Genomic DNA, 17,004 nt, shown 5'->3' with positions numbered 1-17,004 from the left:
TTTTTTTATAAACTATTTATCTGGTCTATGACTGGTTTATCTTGTATAAAATCACTATTTGTTCTTGATTGAATCAAATCAAGAACCTTACCTTGGATATTTGTGAAAAACTCAGAATTCTCTTCACAATATTTTTTTAATTGTTCGCGTCCTTGAGCAATTTTCATTTCATCATAATAAAACCATGATCCGTTCTTTTTCAAAACTCCGTACTCTATAGCAAATTCAAGAATTTCGTTAGCATAATTAAATCCTTGACCAAAAAATATATCAATATAACAAGATTGCATAGGTGCAGCTAATTTGTTTTTAATAACTGTAATTTTTGTTTTTATTCCAATTTTGTTAATTCCGTCCTTAATTAAATCTGCCTTTCGCGTTTCGATTCGTAAAGAAGCATAAAAGCGTAGTGCTTTACCACCAGTAGTTGTTTCAGGATTACCGAAGAAGACATTTATTTTTTCTCGTAATTGGTTTAAGAAAATAATGGCTGTTTTTGATTTACTAATTAATGGTTGGATTTTACGCAAACCTTTTGACATTAAGCGTGCATGAGCACCCATAGCTGTTTCATTCATATCATTTAAAAATTCATTTTCAGGAATCATAGCAGCTACCGAGTCTATAATAATCAAATTAATGTTGTTAGATTTTAATAAAGTCTCAATCATTTCAAAAGCGATTTCTCCTGTTGTTGGCTGAGCGATTAATAATTCAGAAGTGTTTATTCCTAATTTCTTTGCATAATTAATATCAAACGAACCTTCCATGTCGATAAATACAACCTTTCCGCCATTCTTTTGACACTCGGCAGCTGTTTGTAAAGCTATGGTTGTTTTCCCACTGGACTCGTTCCCAAAAATTTCTGTAATCCGACCCACTGGAATACCATTTACTCCCGTAATATTGTCAATCTGTAATGAACCAGTTGAAATAGATGTTATCGGTTGGGCATTTAATTCATCAGCCAGACAGTATGATGACCGAGCAAATTTATTTTCTAACGAACTCATTAAATCATTCTGTTCACTTATTTCTTTTTTTGTTTTCATAATCTTCATCTCCTTATTTTATTAATCGTTTGAAAGATGAATTTTACTCTTTATTTTTCTAGAATTTTAGACAAATAAGCCAAAGCGTCAAAAGCCATTTCAATACGGTTTTTTAAACGACCTTTATCACTAATTTGCATTTCTTTAGCAAAACAAAAATCATTTACAGCTACTCCAACATAAAATAAACCCACTTCTTTATTCTCATCGCCGCTCGGACCGGCATTGCCAGTGACTGACAAACAAACATGCGTGTTTAATAATTGATTAGTTTTACGAGCTAATTCTTTAGCTGTTTCAGCGCTGATTGTTCCTTTATCTTCAATAATCTTTAAATCAACGCCAACCAGATTAATTTTAGTTTCTTTTGCATAACTTACAATTCCACCTTTATAAAAACTAGAAATTCCTGCCTCCTCTGCTAACATAGATGCAAGAGCGCCGCAGGTAGCTGATTCACATGTCGACAGAGTTAGTTTATGTGATTCAAAATATTCTTTAATTTTCTTAACCATACAATATCCTTTTTAACTTTTTTAATCATATATAATTATAACCAGAAAAAAGACCGCTAGTGATTAATAACCATTAGAGCGTGATTACATAAGATAATGACTAAAGGATCTAAAACATATTGTTTATAAGGATGTAACGTTAATTTGGATTTTAAATGTTCATATAACGAAACGCTAATGTTTGATCGTATGGTTGTACATAGTATTCTTGGGATCTTAACATAATGTATGCTAAACACTTTGTCTAAATCAACGAGCGACACTTTCTTAAAGGGATTATGCTGTAAATCCGGATACACCAAACAATAGTTTGCAAGTGTATTAATCAAAAGAGGTTTGGCGGTTTGTACTTTTAACATTTCTTTTTTATTAATTTTTTTGTAAAGACAAATGTACATATGACTTTTTTTAGCTAACTGCGAGTTAATACAAGGAAAAGGGATGAATAAAGTAATGACATCGCGTTTATTAATCAATTATTAAGACCCCTGAATCACTGCGTTCAATATAAACTGGATTAACCAAAATCTTCTTGTGACTTAGCTTTTGTAAAATCTCTATTTCATCTGTTTTAAAATTTCCGACAAAATTATTTGATGTGACAAAATAATTTTCATGGATGCAAATAATTTTAACTCTTCTATACTCTTGGCAACAAGTATATAAAAAACCTATCATTTGTTTATCAGTGTTGTCTAAAAAATCAATAAGAAAGCTGTTTGGTTTCCCATCTTTTGAAGATGTTTGCTGTCATTTGTTTCAAAAAGGGAAATTATGAGTGATCTTTGATAACTCCGCACAAGTGTGGGTCATGATTAAAAATAAGGATTTTTGCGCACAATGTTCATTTACGTTTTTTATTTTAATATCTTGTTTTAAGTGTTCATTTAAAAGGTCGTATCGATAAGTGTAGTCTCCATATATTTGAGTAAATACCGGTCCATTGGTATAAGGCTGCGAATAAGAAAAGTCATAATCAATATTTAATAATCACGCAAATAGCATATAAAAAAAGACAAATTTATGAATTTTTAAATGATTAATTTTTCATCAAATTTTTTGTTGAACCAGCCATTTTAATAATAAGAAAAAAAGTTTTTTTGTATTAATCATCGTTATCACCATTTAAATTAAACGAATCTTATAAAGTTTTTGCTAAAAATAAAAAAACAAGCCAAGCTTGTTTTTTTGTTTTATCCTAAGGTTTTCTTAAATTAAGCGGTCTCTTGTTTCATAGTTTTTTTCGGAAATAAGCATGTGCAACAGCGTTAATCTTTTCCACATCATAGTGCGTATTAGCTAGCGTACGTACCCCTAAACCAGGGATATCAAGACCTGATACACCAAATTCATAGTCCATATCAGGATATGCTTCTTTAATTGCTTGACGCACTGCTAACACATCCTCTTCAGTTACATTTAAGTTTATGACTAACATCGTCCCACAATATAAATATCCACTCATAATACCAAAGGCTGATTCATCATTTTGGAACGGTTCGAATTTTAAATTGTCATATAAAATCAATTTACCATCATAATAAATTTTTGTATTTAGATACATTTTTTCATATAAATACGGGATACCATACGGTGATCATCCTGGTCCAAAACATTCAGTATAAATTAAAGTAGCTGTTTTGTCCATGTGGAAGTTATTAAATTGTTCAAATTTACCGTTTTCATAAACAATTACGTTATCTGATAAATATTCTAAAATCGCATTCTCTTCCAAATGAATGTTTGTGTATTGTTGGGAAGCTTTTCCGTTAACTGTTCGGTAGGCTTTTGTTGATGATTGAGTGGTAATAATACACCTCGCATCTTTAGCTACCTCAAAATCACTACGATATACTTCTCCAGCGATATATCCTCCACCCATGGCAATTAATTGGAAGCATGGGTTTGTCGGATCATCTTCATCCACATATAGCGGTTTAGATGTCCGAAAGAAATTAGTAAAGTGAACGGTATGGGCATAATTTCCTGGGTATCGTTCATCTGCACTAACTAGAATATACATATACGCTGAATATTCTTTGATTTTTTCTTTAGATAAAATCATCTTTTACTCAACTTGTTCTTCTAAAAATAATTTCAGACGACTTTCGACTCATTTAGCTACTTCGTTTAAACCTTCATCAGTTTTTAAGTTAGTCATGAAGAAGTCTTTTTCGCCACGAGATTTTAAAGTATCAGATTCCATTACTTTTAAATCAGCCCCAACATAAGGCGCTAAATCGACTTTATTAATAATGAATAAGTCTGATTTAATCATCCCTTGGCCACCTTTCCGAGGAATTTTTTCTCCCTGAGCAACGTCGATAATATAAATTGAGAAGTCAACTAAATCCGGAGAGAAAGTAGCTGATAAATTATCGCCACCTGATTCTAAGAAAATTAATTGTAGGTCTGCATGACGTTCCATCATTTCTTCAATTGCTGCAAAGTTCATTGAAGCATCTTCACGAATAGCTGTATGTGGACATCCACCTGTTTCGACACCCATAATACGGTCTGCATCTAAAACTGAAGTATTTAATAGAATACGAGCATCTTCTTTTGTATAGATATCATTGGTAATTGCAGCCATTGAATATCCGCTATCTTTTAATTTACGTGTTAATCTTTCGATAAGCATAGTTTTTCCAGCGCCAACCGGACCACCTACACCAATAACTAATGGTTTTTTCATAATATTTTTTCCTTTACAATATTTGATAATTATGACATGAACAAACGAACTGGGACATCTTCGTGTTCCATTTGGGCGATTTCTAATCCTGGAATATTTTTACAAAAATCGGTTTCAAAATCTAAACCCATAGCTTTATGAATAATGTCGTCAAAATACGTGTGTTTTAGTTTATTCACTAAAATTTGGCCGGGTACTTGACCTAACGGGATAGCTCGCACACAGTTTTGTGTTAAAGCAGCTGTTGTAGAGTACAAGTGCGTGTACAATGCCGTTCTTAAATCAATATTTAAATAATGTGCTAGTAAAGCAAATGAAATAGCTGGGTTACCAAAGCATTCTTTTGCTTTAATTTTTTGATGATATTCAAGTAGTAGTGGATCGTTATAAAGTTCATTATAAATCTTCACCATTTGTACACCAATACGACGTTGGCCATCTCTTGTTTCTCGTGCTAAACCTTGAAAACTAATGATTCGATCAATGTCTCAAATCTCTTGAATTTTATCTGCTTTTAACAAATTATAAACTTCACGAATAGCTAATAAATCACCGTATAAAAGTTGTTCGTTCATATAAAGCAATAAAGCTTTTTCTAAAGTTTTGGAGTCGTGCACAATTTCATCACGAATATATGTTTCAATCCCAAAGGAATGTGAAAACGATCCGATTGGAAAGTTCGCATTCGTAATTTGCATCAAATCCAAAAGCAACAACGGCTCATTAACGTGCAGCGTCTGAGTGTCTGAAGGCTTCTTTAAGTTTAATTTTTTTTCTTTCATATTTTGCGTTGCTAGTTTGTAGGAATTCTTCAATTAAATAATCATATGGAATGATCATTGAAGTTTCTGTAAATTGAGCTGGTGTATGACGATTACCAATATTATGAGCTAAAAACGCCATTTGACCAACTGTTGCTGGCGATATTTCTAAAACATCCGCTTCTTCTAAACGAACGACGATCATTTTTTTTGCCTCTTCGTCCATTAAAAGAATATCTCCATCAACTAGCTTTTTTCCTTCCTCTAATTTAATACCATATTCATTATTTAATTCTGACTTAGCAATGATTACGCGTTTTAATGCATCGTCATTGGTTAAATAAATGTTTTCAATGTCATATCCGATTGTGTTTATTAATGTATGAACATTGTTAATAACTTTCTTAAATGTTGTCATAGATACCCTCATTTCTTTAAAAAAATAGTTACATAACTTTATTATATAACTATTTTTCAATTATGCATGTTTATTAAACGAATTAAATTAGTATAAGAAGTATCTTTGAGCTAATGGAAGAACTGTTTCAGGTTCGGCATCTAAAACATATTTACCGTTTTCAGTTTGACGTAAAGTTTTAGCAATTTCAGCTGCTGGTTTTTCTAGTCAATTTTCTAAGTCTGCCAAATCAACAGTCGCTTCAAAAGTTTGTGCATCTACATCTAAATTAGGAGTTACATCATTTCATTTCATTGAAGCTTTTGAAATATTACGGCAGTTACGAACTGGTAAGCAATCTTTTGTTAGTCCATATTCTTCTTTAATAGATGGTGTTTTGTCTAAAGATAATTTAGAAACGAATGAAACTGAACATCTATTTAAAGCTGTACCAATAGATGCGAATTGGTTACGCATAATTACAGGTTCACATGTTGGAATAGAAGCGTTTGGATCACCAGCTAAACAACGAACAATGTTACCCATTTTTGTTACAAAGTAAGGTTTTGCACCAAAGAATTTAGGTTCTCATGCAACAATATCAGCTAGTTTACCAACTTCGATTGATCCTACATAGTCAGAAACACCATGAGCAATTGCTGGGTTAATTGTATATTTAGAAATATAACGTTTTACACGGTTATTATCAGAGAATTCACTATCTCCTTTTAATGCTCCAAATTGAGCCTTCATTTTATCAGCGATTTGGAACGTTCTAGTTGCAACCTCTCCAATACGTCCCATTGCAAGTGTATCAGAAGATGTAATAGAAATAGCACCCATATCATGTAATAAGTCTTCTGCAGCAATAGTTTGTGCACGAATACGTGAATCAGCAAATGCAACGTCTTCAGGAACTTTAGGGTTTAAGTGGTGGCATACCATTAACATATCTAAGTGTTCTGCAATTGTATTTACAGTATAAGGAAGTGTAGGGTTTGTTGAAGCTGGTAAACAGAATGAGTATTTAACAGTTTCTAAAATATCAGGAGCATGTCCCCCACCAGCACCTTCTGTATGGTAAGCGTGAATTACACGGCCTTTCATAGCAGCAATTGTGTGTTCAACGAAACCGCTTTCGTTAAGTGTATCTGTATGGATTGAAACAGCAATATCTGTTTTATCTGCTACTGTTAACGAAGAGTCAATAGCATGGCCAGTCGCACCTCAGTCTTCGTGAATCTTAAGACCACAAGCACCAGCTGCAATTTGTTCTAGAATAGGTTCATTTAAACCTTGTCCTTTACCTAGGAAACCAACGTTAACTGGCATTCCATCAGCACCTTGTAATTGAGTTTTAATTCATCATTTACCAGGTGTAACTGTAGTAGCTTTTGAACCATCATTCATACCTGTACCACCAGCGATAATTGTTGTGATACCACCATCAAGTGCTACCTCAGCAATTTCAGGTTCTAAGAAGTGAACGTGTGTATCTAATCCACCTGCAGTGAAGATTTTACCTTCTCCAGAACAAGCTTCAGTTGCGATACCTACAACCATGTCAACATCAGAAGTTAGGTGTGGGTTTCCTGATTTACCAATAGAAGCAATCAGACCATCACGAATACCGATGTCGGCTTTATAAATACCAGTATAGTCAACAATTAAAGCGTTAGTAATAACTAAGTCCATAACTTCAACTTTTTTACCAGTTTTTTCGTTTACGTATGAGTGGTCACGAGTAAATTGTGCGTTCATCCCCATACCTTCACGTAATGTTTTACCACCACCAAATACAGATTCTTCTCCGTAAGTAGTGTAGTCTTTTTCAACTTGGATGAATAAGTTAGTATCACCTAAACGGACACTATCTCCAGTTGTAATTCCGAATAGATCAGAATAGTTTTTTCTTGAAATTTTAAACATAATAGACTCTCCTAATCTCTTATTTATCTAATTTTCCATTAATTAACCCATTAACTCCATACACTTCACGTGTACCTTGGAAATCAACGATTGATGCTTCTTTTTTTTCTCCTGGTTCAAAACGAATTGCAGTTCCAGAAGAGATATCAAAACGGCGTCCATAAACGCTTTTACGTTCTTTGTCTTCATTTCCGTTTTCATCATAGAAAATTAATGCAGTGTTTGTTTCATACAAGTGGAAGTGAGAACCCACTTGAATAGGTCTATCACCTGTATTTTGAACAATAATTTTGTAAGCTTGACGACCTTCATTAACGATGATGTCGCCTTCTGCGAATTTAACAGCACCAGGTACTAATTTACCAGGTGTGTATTGGTTAGATCCTCCAGACATAATTTATATCTCCTTTTTTCTTTCTATATTTAAGTATTTATTATTTATAAATTGGGTCGTGAATTGACACAAGTTTAGTTCCATCTGGGAAAGTTACTTCGACTTGAATGATTGATACCATTGAGTCAACACCTTCCATAACTTGTTCTATTCGTAATATTTCACGAGCGGATTGCATCAAATCAGATACAAGTGCGCCATCACGAGCACCTTCCACCACGTGATCCGTAATTAAAGCTACTGCTTCTGAATAATTTAATTTTAATCCACGAGCTAGACGACGACGAGCAACATCTGCTGCCACTGTAATCATAAGCTTTTGAATTTCTCTTAGTGATAAGTTCATATTTTTACCTCATTTTCAATAGATAAAGTAATTTGCAATTTTATTTTACATTTTTTTAACTATAAGAACATTTTTTTAATGCTGTATGAGATAAAAAAAGATGCTAAAATAAAGCAAAGAATTGATTTTTGTGATATATTTGATAAAAAAAGATTTTTTTATAAAAATAATGTTATATATTTTTTAAAATATAAAGATATAGCAGGTGCTATATTAAAGAAAAATCAAATCATATAATATAAAATTTATGTGTTAATATAAATTATTTTCTTTTGAAAGGACTCTTTATGTCTAAAAAAGCTACCAAATTAAATCTTAAAAATGATCAATACGACCCCGAAACTAACACTATAGATTTAGAAGAAGTTCGAACATTTCAAGAAAAAATGAAAAAAGAAAGTGTTAATCGTAACGAAGTTCTCTTTGATTTAAGAAATGTTTCCTTAGGGTATGGATCAAAAATGATTGTAAAAAATCTAACAGCTCAAATTATGAAAAATGATTTTGTGGTGGTTTTAGGACCTAATGGATCTGGAAAATCAACACTTATCAAAGGGTTGTGTAGAATCCTTGTCCCACGTACTGGACAGATTCTTTTTAATAACAAGTTAATCCGTCGTGAATTTCTAGTATTTCAATGATTTAAATTACAATGCGAACGTCTAATTAATGTTTTTAAAAAAGATCGTAAGGATGTAATAGAATCTCTTGTTTGAAATATTAAGAATAAGGAGTTTAAGGCTTATAACTCTAAAAAATTAGCTCTTGAATTAGCTTACGTTCCTCAATTAAGTGTTTTCCCTGAAAACACTACTATTTACGATTTTGTTAAAATGGGGCGTTATCCATGATCTAACGCTGTCGGCGTTAACGCTAATCCAAAACGAGAGCAAAAAATAATTGAAACCGCTCTTAAAAATGTTGGGATTTTTGAATTTCGTCACAAGGAACTAGACGATTTATCAGGAGGTCAAAGACAAAAAGCGTTAATTGCTTTATCTTTGGCTCAAGATACTGATACGATTGTTTTAGACGAACCAACCAATCACTTAGACATTAGAAGTCAATTGGAAATCATTGAGTTGTTACATAAATTGCACCATAAACTTAATAAAACCATTGTACTAGTTATTCATGATATAAATACTGGAATTAAATACGCTGATAAAGTTATGATTATTAAAGACGGCAAAATGATCCGGTATACTGATGTGTTGAATTGTATTGATGAACAGTTGTTACACGATGTATTTGGTGTTGACACTATCATAATTCGAAATAAGGATCAAGAGCATTCAAAAGTGCTAATTACAAACTTTGCTCTACCACCTAATTATGATAAGGATAGACATTTAAAGACTGCGCATGATGACGAATAATTCTCAATATATATCTCGATTTTTCAAAGAAAATCACAAAGACAAATGATTTAGAAGGTTACAATGGAAATACTTCTTCATTTGTCTTTTTCCTTTTCGTTTCTTCCAACGAAGAAAAGTCATAATAGACGAAATTACTAGACGATTAAAAATTTTCTTGTTAGAAAAAAGCGAAACTGATTACTTAGACACTTTTCATTTTGATATTTTATTAAAAAAATATTTTACATTTAGACCACACAAATTTCTTTTGTATGGTTTTTCTGTCATTTTAGGGATCGGTGTAACTGTAGGTATCGCAGTACCTATGGTGCAAAAGCTAGATTTCCATCAAATTAAAACAGATTATGAACAATTACTTACAGAATTAGAAAAACAAGTACAAAACGATAAATCTGTAAATCAACAAAAAAATCTAGATAGGCTGCTCAAAATTAAATCATCTATTAATGAGAAAAGCACTTATCAAGACTACAAAGTGGCTTTCAGTGAATTACAGACACTACAAAGAGATATCTCAGTATAAGATAAATAGCTAAATTTTATATAATATTAACTATATGCGTTTAGATTTATATTTAGTAGCAAATCATTTCAGTAAAACAAGATCACAAGCCCTAGACTTAATTAAGCGTGGGTTTATTTTTGTCAATAACAAAAATATTCTTAAACCTGCTTATCAAGTACAAGATAATGATCTTGTTGTTTGTCGAGCTGAAAAAACCTATGTTTCTAAAGGAGCATATAAATTATTGAAAATTCAACAAATTATTAATTATGATTTTGCTCATAAAATTATTTTGGATTTAGGATCTTCCACGGGTGGTTTTAGTGATGTTTGTTTACAATCACAAGCAACTAAGGTGTATTGTGTCGATGTAGCTAAAAATATTTTGGATTTAAAAATAAAAAACGATTCACGCGTAATCGCCTTCGAAAACACAAATATTAAAGATTTAAATAAATTACCTATCGGACACGAGGTTGATACAATCGTAGCTGATTTATCATTCATTTCTTTATCCTTTGCTTTTGAAGCTATTAAACACTTACGACATGCTGGTCTTGATTTAATTTGATTAATTAAACCCCAATTCGAAGCTACTCCAGAAATTATGCACGCATGCAAAGGTGTACTTAAAGATAGAGTATTACACAACAAAATTATCGAGAAGATAAAGACATTAGCTGCTCAGCACGGTTTTACATATAAAACACATGTTCCTGTGGATGTTTTTGACGTCAAAAAGCAAAACCAAGAATATATGATTTATTTTACTTATGCCTAAGTCAATTATTTTACATATTGATATTGATGCTTTTTTTGTCCAAGCATCACTGTTACATTTGCAAAAAAATCCCGATCATCCAACGGTCGTTTGTAATATTAAAACTAACCATCAAATTATCTCGACAGCTAATTATCCTGCACGCAAATACCGTATTCATGCTGCTATGCGTTTAAGTGAAGCTTTAAAACTTTATCCTGATTTGTTAGTTTTAAAACCTGATTTTGAATTATACGATGCTTTATCGAAACGCTTTTATCAAATCGCCTATTCTTATACAAACAAAGTTCATATTGCTTCAATTGATGAATTATTTATAGATGCTACTGATTTAATATCAAAATACCATAATAACCCGACATTTTTAGCTTTAGATATTCAAAAAAAGATTTATAAGGAATTAGGTTTACAAGTGTCAATTGGTTGTTCAATAAATTATTTACTAGCTAAAATAGCCACTGATATTAATAAACCAAATGGTATTAGTGTGTTAATTCACCCCACAGAAATCCAAAAAACTATAAATACTTTAGATGTAGCTCAAGTTCCTTATATTGGTAAAAAAACATCACAATTTCTCTATCAATACAATATACGGACTTGTGCTGATTTATTAGATCCAAACAACGAAAATAAGGTTCATTTAATTTTGGGCAGCACTTTTTTTACTCTAACAGCTAATTTGTCAGGCAAAACAAATATTAGAATGAAAAACATTATAACCTCCGAGCGCTCAATGTCCAAAAGTATGACTTTTGCTCCAACAGATTTAGAATCATTCATTAAAAAGAGCGCTATAAATCTATTAACTAATTTATATGATGATGTGGTTAAATCGGGAATGGTTATTAAAAAAATTTCCATTAACATTAAGGATGTAAATTTTCAGCAACGCAGCCACCAAGTACAAATCCCATACTATACAAATGAATGAGAAATTATATTACATTATTTTAATAAACTTTTTAATAAAATATGGAATGATCAAAACATCAGATTGGTCGGAGTTAGCTTCTCTGATATACAAGATGTGAATAGTGTCGAGCAACAAACCCTGTTATTTTAGAGTAACAAAAAAAAGGACAAAAGTCCTTTTTTGTTGTCTGTTGTGTTTTATTTTAAATAAATAAATTCATCGCCGTTGTTTGATTCAATTTTCGGATCTTGATCGTAAGCACTTAATTTACTTAAATCAATTTCTTTGTGGTCACTAACTTTTGTAGAAGAAAAACCTAGAATTTTTTTATTAACAAGAGCGTATCGTCCATTTGGATCATTAGATAGTAAATCCATGTATGCTAAATATAGTTTTTCATAAGCATTCAGGATCTCTTTTATACTATTTTCCATTCAGACACTTGAATTAACTTTAGTGCCTGGCATTATTGTTTGATTTGATTGAGTTTTATAATTGTAAATCTGAACGCCTTGTGTGGGAAATTCCTTGTCTTGTTTCGTTGAAATTTTCCCAACATTCACTTCGTAGACTATATCATTATTGTTATACCATTCTAGTGGTTGTTTAAAATATAATTTTTCTGAATCGAAATCTTTGAAACCAGCTCAATATCTTCAAACATCAACCCCAAAAATATCAAGTACCTTGTGTGTTAGTTGGATTGGAGTTAATGAATCTTGAGCTTTTAAATTGTTAGATTGATCTAGATACGAAGTGTCTAATTGTTCCTTAGGATGTTTAGTCTGATAAGTTGCCTCGTATTTTAAAGATAACCCCAATAACATGTAATTTAACATTTCGAAAAATCCGTAATTATTGATATACGAGCTTGTGTTAGTATTACCAAGTAAATTTGAAATATAATAATCAGGGACATTTTCCCTATCATTTACACTGAATGGCAATCGTCTTTTTTGAACCAAAAATATTTTGTCATAACTTTGAGAAGCATCAGCTTTATTTTGTAAATAAATGAATAAAGCATAGGCATATTTAGCACTTGTTGCATCAGCTGTTGATTGCTCCTGAATTTTTTTAACATTATTTAGAATCATTGATAAATCATTAAGATAATTAATTGATGTTTTTGCAAACCCTTGGCCATATTGACCATATTCACCTTCGGTCCCTTGGTATAAAAAATTTGAAAATTGCGTTTCTTCTTCTGTATTATAAGCTCAAGATGTCTCACCATTTTCAGCACCACTATCATATGTACCTAATAAATAAGATATGTTATTTTTAACAAAGGTTTTTTGCAACTCGGTTTTAATTTGATCATTATTCATTTGTTTAATAAAATATTCTCTAGCATAATTATTAAAATGATCTTTGAAGATTTTATCTTGTTCAACTACAGAAGCAATTATTGATAGTTGATTTTTTAAAGGCTGATTTAGAGGGATATCCATAGTAGTTTTTTCTGATATTTCTGAAAATATCTTTTGTAAATCAGGATGAGTTGTGTCGACAGTTCTATCTTTTTGGATTGCTGCAACAAACTTAGTTAATGATGCATTAGCATTATGTTCACCAATTTCTTCATCATTTTTATGAAAAGTGTTATATATACCATTAAAATACTTTTCTAATTCTTTTTGTACTTCTTTTATAGTATTGTGTATTTTATCTGAAGGAACCGAAAAACTAACATCCTTGCTATTTAATAAAGCTTCAAAATTTAAACGTGATTGACTTTGAGCATGTAGCAAATTCGGTCCAACTGCTTCAGGAATTAATTCAATATCCTTAAAACCTTTTTTCATGGTGTCAACGTTTTGTTTGATAGTCTGAATTAGAGGTGCTAATTTTTTATTTGCTTCTTCTGTTTTAGGAATTGCATCAAAGAAAGTTGATAAATCATCAATATTAATATCACCTATTTTGTTTGTTTTGATGTCTTGAATATGTTTTTGAACTTGATAATCCATAGCATCATAATAAGCTTTGATATATGGTGCTTTTATTTTATCAAATTGATCAACTTTTTCACGAATAGCTATAAAATTTGTGCTCGGAATCGTTTGCACTTCTTCTTTTAGTTTGTTTGCCTTTTGTTCTAATTCACTAATTTTATTTGTTTGCAAAAAGGATACTCAAGGGTTTTGCGTAACATCAATGGTGCCGTCTTTAGATTGATCATAAAAAGCACTAATTGAAGGTATTAAGTCCTTTAAATCATCTTTTATTTGAATGGTTAGATCTGCTTTTGCGATTTCACCCGGTACAGCATTTAAAATTTCCAATAAATTTAAATTAATGGCTTCTAGCTCCACTAATGTACTGTTAGCCTTGAAAATTAAAGGCTTTTTTGTTTCTTCATCTGGAATTTGACGTAAATGAGCTTTTAATTGCTCTAATATTTTTTTATATCTATCTTTATGTAAACTTGATGCAAACATTCGTAGATGTTGACGAGTGTTCTCGATTTTATCCTCCAAATTCATTTGCAACGAAGTTCTGTATCGTTCTTTGAATAAAAGATTAATCTTTTGAACTAATTCTTTATTCGTTGTAGTGTTGGTTGTTTTTTGTTCTTCAACCCATGCTAACTCATCATTAATATATTTCAAATATTTTTTATTGTTTGTCTCTTCGTTATTTGTAGGATCATTCATCTCTTTATAAGATTTAGGGTATGGAATATTTTCTGTATCACCGGGAATAACTTCAGTTTGATATTTATTTGAAAGTTGAGCTGTTTTTTCTAAAAACACAGTTTTTGCTTCATCTAAGAATTTCTTATAATCTTCTAAAATCTCATGTTTAGTTTTATTAAATTCTAAATATTCTCTTGGTGGAGACACCTCATTGTTTCTTGATTGTAAATCTCGAATTTGTTTTTTTAATTTAGTTTGCTCTAAAACTCTTTCAAGATCTTTTTCAGCATTTTGGATTTCCATAGAAGTTGGAGATGATCCATTAGTCGGATTAACTACAGCATCATTTTTAGTGATTGCAGCATTTAAAATGTCTTTAATATCTGAATACTTATCATCAGCGATGTCATTTTGAGCATAATTTTTTGAAGTTTCTTTGAGTTTATTAAAGTTATTTATTAATGCTGAGTTATCTGTTTGTTGATCTAACTCTTTTTTGCTATCTTCCGCCTGTTTAACTGCTGCATTAAATTTCTCAATGGCAGCTGAAACAGTTGGTTCATCAGCATCATTCGCTAGAGTATTTAACTCATTAATAGCATCTGTTAATTTTTCTTTAATGTCGTTATACTTACTATCACTACCTAATTCACTAATTAAATTGTTTCCTAATTGTTTTGCAGATGCTATTTTTGTTTTTTTAATTGCATCACTAATCGTTTGTGCTCTAGTTTGTAAAACTTCCTTGTTGACTTGATTGGGTTTTAGGTAAGTATCTAATTCACTTGTTTTTAAACCCAACAGTACTTGCCGTTCTGGAGTATCAAGAATTTGAGGGTCAGTTAAAATGTCGATTGCAGCATTATATATTTGTTGATGTTTTTGTGCTTTATCCAAATGCTCTTGGTCTAAAGTTTTTTTAGTTTCAGCATTTGCAGTGTTGGCTGTTTTTAAGTTATCCAGCGCTATTTGTAATTTTTCAGGCGTAGGGTTGGCTTGATCAAAAATGGTTTTAGCTGTTGTCAGTGAAGCCTGGATTGTTGCTTTGATTTGATCATAATCACTGTTTGGTTTTAATGATTTCAATAATGCTTCTGTTTTTTGCAATTCAGATGCTAACAATTCCTTCTTATCTAGAATTTTATTTAAGTTTTTATTAGCATCGTTTAATGAATTTAATAAGGCGTTAATTTGAGCTTCAATTTCGTCTGCAGTTTGATGTTCGAGATTATCTTTCATTTTTTTAGCAGCAGCTATTTGTTGAACTAATTCATCATCTGTAATTCTGTTAGCAGTATTTGCAGCAGCTACAGCATCAGCATCAGATATTAATTTATTAATTTTTTCACCTAATAACTCTTTGTATTTAGCAGTTGGGTCGACAACCTCTTGTGCTTCAAATGTTTGTATTGCTGCTTGCAATTTATCTGTCATGGCATTAACTGCTTGAAGTCCAAAATCATCCTTATTAAGTATTGTTTTTAAAGCTTCAATAATAGATTGTGTTAAAGATGTAATATCCTTATTTTTATTCGATGGTTTATTGATAGATTCATCAGCGAATGTGATTTGTGTTTGAAGGGCGTTAATAGCAGCTTGTTTAGAGTTTTCTAAATTAGTTTTTTTAGCGATATTAGCTTTGTTTGCTGCTTCTAATATTTGATTAGCTTTTTTCAAATCATCAAGCGTAGAGTTTGAGTTGTTCAAAGTAGTCTGAGCTGTTGCAATATCTTGATCAATCTTTGTTCTCAATTCTGTAAAGTCGCTGTTGTTAGCTAATTGTTGTTTGATTAATTCCGCTTGTCTAATACCGTCATTAATTTGTTGTTTTTCACTACTAATATTTTTATCAGACGAAAAAAATTCATTTATCCGATTGGAAGTATCACTAATAACATCGCGCAAATCTTGAATAACTTTTTTTAATTGTTCAGGTTTTTGGTTAACAATGTTATTTTTTGCTTCTTGCAATCGCAGTTTTAGTTCATCGTCATTTAATCCAACTTGTTTGAGGGTATCAGATAACGCATGCCCGCGTTTAATCAAATCCTCTAACTCATCTAATAAAGTTTGGTCATCATTGTTTGTCGAATTAGATGATTCGGATTTAAAATTTTCGATAGCAGATTTTAATTCCTTAGTTTTTTGCTTTACATCACTTACTGGTATTACACCTGAATTAGCCAAGACATCTAAAGCGTTCCGCAGTACTTTCCTTAGAACAGTGGGGTTTTGTTTATTATTCAAATCATCTAGTGCTGTGTCGGCTGCAGTGATTTCTTTTTTTAATTCATCAAGAGCGGTTTCTTTAGTTTGTTCTAAAGCTTTCTTTGCAGCACTATTTGTTATGTTAGCCATTTTTAGGGTTTGATTGGCATTTTTTAATTCATCAACAGATGATTTTGGATTATCCAGAATGGTTTTAGTTGCATTAATAGCCGCGTCAATTTTTGTTTTTAACTCTGTAGAGTCGCTGTTGTTAGCTAATTGTTGTTTGATTAATTCCGCTTGTTTAATACCGTCATTAATTTGTTGTTTTTCACTACTAATATTTTTTGTATGCTCATTCAACTGATTATTAGCATCTGTTAAAGCATTAGCTAATTCCTGAATAACTTTTTTTAATTGTTCAGGTTTTTGATTATCAATGTTATTTTTTGCTTCTTGGGCTTTTTGCAATTGTGATTTT

16 protein-coding genes are annotated in these 17,004 nt (G+C 31.3%); 4 read left to right on the top strand and 12 right to left on the bottom strand.

The features are described 5' to 3' along the window. Nucleotides 1–5: 5 nt before the first annotated feature. From recA to OF365_RS02330, 11 genes are all read right to left on the bottom strand, one after another. Complete coding sequence (gene recA / locus OF365_RS02380) at nucleotides 6–1,052, bottom strand: recombinase RecA (RefSeq protein WP_263818014.1); 1,047 nt, start codon at nucleotides 1,050–1,052, stop codon at nucleotides 6–8. 50 nt (nucleotides 1,053–1,102) lie between these two features. After that, complete coding sequence (locus OF365_RS02375) at nucleotides 1,103–1,567, bottom strand: CinA family protein (protein WP_263818013.1); 465 nt, start codon at nucleotides 1,565–1,567, stop codon at nucleotides 1,103–1,105. A 56-nt stretch (nucleotides 1,568–1,623) separates the two neighbouring features. Further along, a complete protein-coding gene (locus tag OF365_RS02370; protein WP_263818012.1) occupies nucleotides 1,624–2,043 on the bottom strand; it encodes a hypothetical protein in 420 nt (139 codons plus the stop codon). Further along, nucleotides 2,036–2,680 carry a hypothetical protein gene (locus OF365_RS02365; protein WP_263818011.1) on the bottom strand — a complete coding sequence of 215 codons (645 nt, stop codon included), beginning with the start codon at nucleotides 2,678–2,680 and terminating at the stop codon, nucleotides 2,036–2,038. Before OF365_RS02365 ends, OF365_RS02370 begins: the two co-directional genes overlap by 8 nt. An 85-nt stretch (nucleotides 2,681–2,765) precedes the next feature. Next, nucleotides 2,766–3,632, bottom strand: a complete 867-nt coding sequence (locus OF365_RS02360; RefSeq protein ID WP_263818010.1) for an urease accessory protein UreD — start codon at nucleotides 3,630–3,632, stop codon at nucleotides 2,766–2,768. A gap of 3 nt (nucleotides 3,633–3,635) precedes the next feature. Continuing rightward, nucleotides 3,636–4,262 (bottom strand): urease accessory protein UreG, encoded by a 627-nt coding sequence (ureG, locus tag OF365_RS02355; RefSeq protein WP_263818009.1) that lies wholly within the window; start codon nucleotides 4,260–4,262, stop codon nucleotides 3,636–3,638. A gap of 29 nt (nucleotides 4,263–4,291) precedes the next feature. Next, nucleotides 4,292–4,960, bottom strand: coding sequence for an urease accessory protein UreF (locus OF365_RS02350; protein WP_263818041.1), 669 nt, complete (start codon nucleotides 4,958–4,960; stop codon nucleotides 4,292–4,294). Between the two features lie 25 nt (nucleotides 4,961–4,985). Beyond that, the gene (gene ureE, locus OF365_RS02345) at nucleotides 4,986–5,441 is read right to left on the bottom strand and encodes an urease accessory protein UreE (RefSeq protein ID WP_263818008.1); all 456 of its coding nucleotides are present in this window, start codon (nucleotides 5,439–5,441) and stop codon (nucleotides 4,986–4,988) included. An 87-nt stretch (nucleotides 5,442–5,528) separates the two neighbouring features. Next, nucleotides 5,529–7,349: an urease subunit alpha gene (gene ureC / locus OF365_RS02340; RefSeq protein WP_263818007.1), complete on the bottom strand. Its 1,821-nt coding sequence runs from the start codon at nucleotides 7,347–7,349 to the stop codon at nucleotides 5,529–5,531. A 19-nt stretch (nucleotides 7,350–7,368) separates the two neighbouring features. Continuing rightward, nucleotides 7,369–7,743, bottom strand: a complete 375-nt coding sequence (gene ureB, locus OF365_RS02335; RefSeq protein WP_263818006.1) for an urease subunit beta — start codon at nucleotides 7,741–7,743, stop codon at nucleotides 7,369–7,371. Nucleotides 7,744–7,783: 40 nt separating this feature from the next. After that, nucleotides 7,784–8,089: an urease subunit gamma gene (locus tag OF365_RS02330; protein WP_263818005.1), complete on the bottom strand. Its 306-nt coding sequence runs from the start codon at nucleotides 8,087–8,089 to the stop codon at nucleotides 7,784–7,786. A 287-nt stretch (nucleotides 8,090–8,376) separates the two neighbouring features. Here OF365_RS02330 and OF365_RS02325 point away from each other — a divergent pair, with 287 nt between their 5' ends. The 4 genes from OF365_RS02325 to OF365_RS02310 all read left to right on the top strand — a co-directional run bounded on the left by OF365_RS02325 (nucleotide 8,377) and on the right by OF365_RS02310 (nucleotide 11,823). Then, a complete protein-coding gene (locus OF365_RS02325; RefSeq protein ID WP_263818004.1) occupies nucleotides 8,377–9,468 on the top strand; it encodes an ABC transporter ATP-binding protein in 1,092 nt (363 codons plus the stop codon). 157 nt (nucleotides 9,469–9,625) lie between these two features. Continuing rightward, nucleotides 9,626–9,994 (top strand): hypothetical protein, encoded by a 369-nt coding sequence (locus OF365_RS02320; protein WP_263818003.1) that lies wholly within the window; start codon nucleotides 9,626–9,628, stop codon nucleotides 9,992–9,994. Between the two features lie 34 nt (nucleotides 9,995–10,028). Next, entirely contained in the window at nucleotides 10,029–10,757 is a 729-nt protein-coding gene (locus OF365_RS02315) for a TlyA family RNA methyltransferase (RefSeq protein ID WP_263818002.1), read from the top strand. Further along, the gene (locus OF365_RS02310) at nucleotides 10,750–11,823 is read left to right on the top strand and encodes a Y-family DNA polymerase (protein ID WP_263818001.1); all 1,074 of its coding nucleotides are present in this window, start codon (nucleotides 10,750–10,752) and stop codon (nucleotides 11,821–11,823) included. Before OF365_RS02315 ends, OF365_RS02310 begins: the two co-directional genes overlap by 8 nt. A gap of 47 nt (nucleotides 11,824–11,870) precedes the next feature. Here the strand turns inward: OF365_RS02310 and OF365_RS02305 are convergent. Beyond that, on the bottom strand, nucleotides 11,871–17,004 hold a 5,134-nt coding region (locus OF365_RS02305), incomplete at its 5' end, for a coiled-coil domain-containing protein (protein ID WP_263818000.1).

The sequence above is a fragment of the Ureaplasma zalophigenitalium genome (genome assembly GCF_025780055.1).
Lineage (GTDB): Bacteria > Bacillota_I > Bacilli_A > Mycoplasmatales > Mycoplasmoidaceae > Ureaplasma > Ureaplasma zalophigenitalium.
The sequence above is the reverse complement of the archived record's forward strand: the minus strand, read 5'-3'. Positions and strand labels throughout refer to the sequence as shown.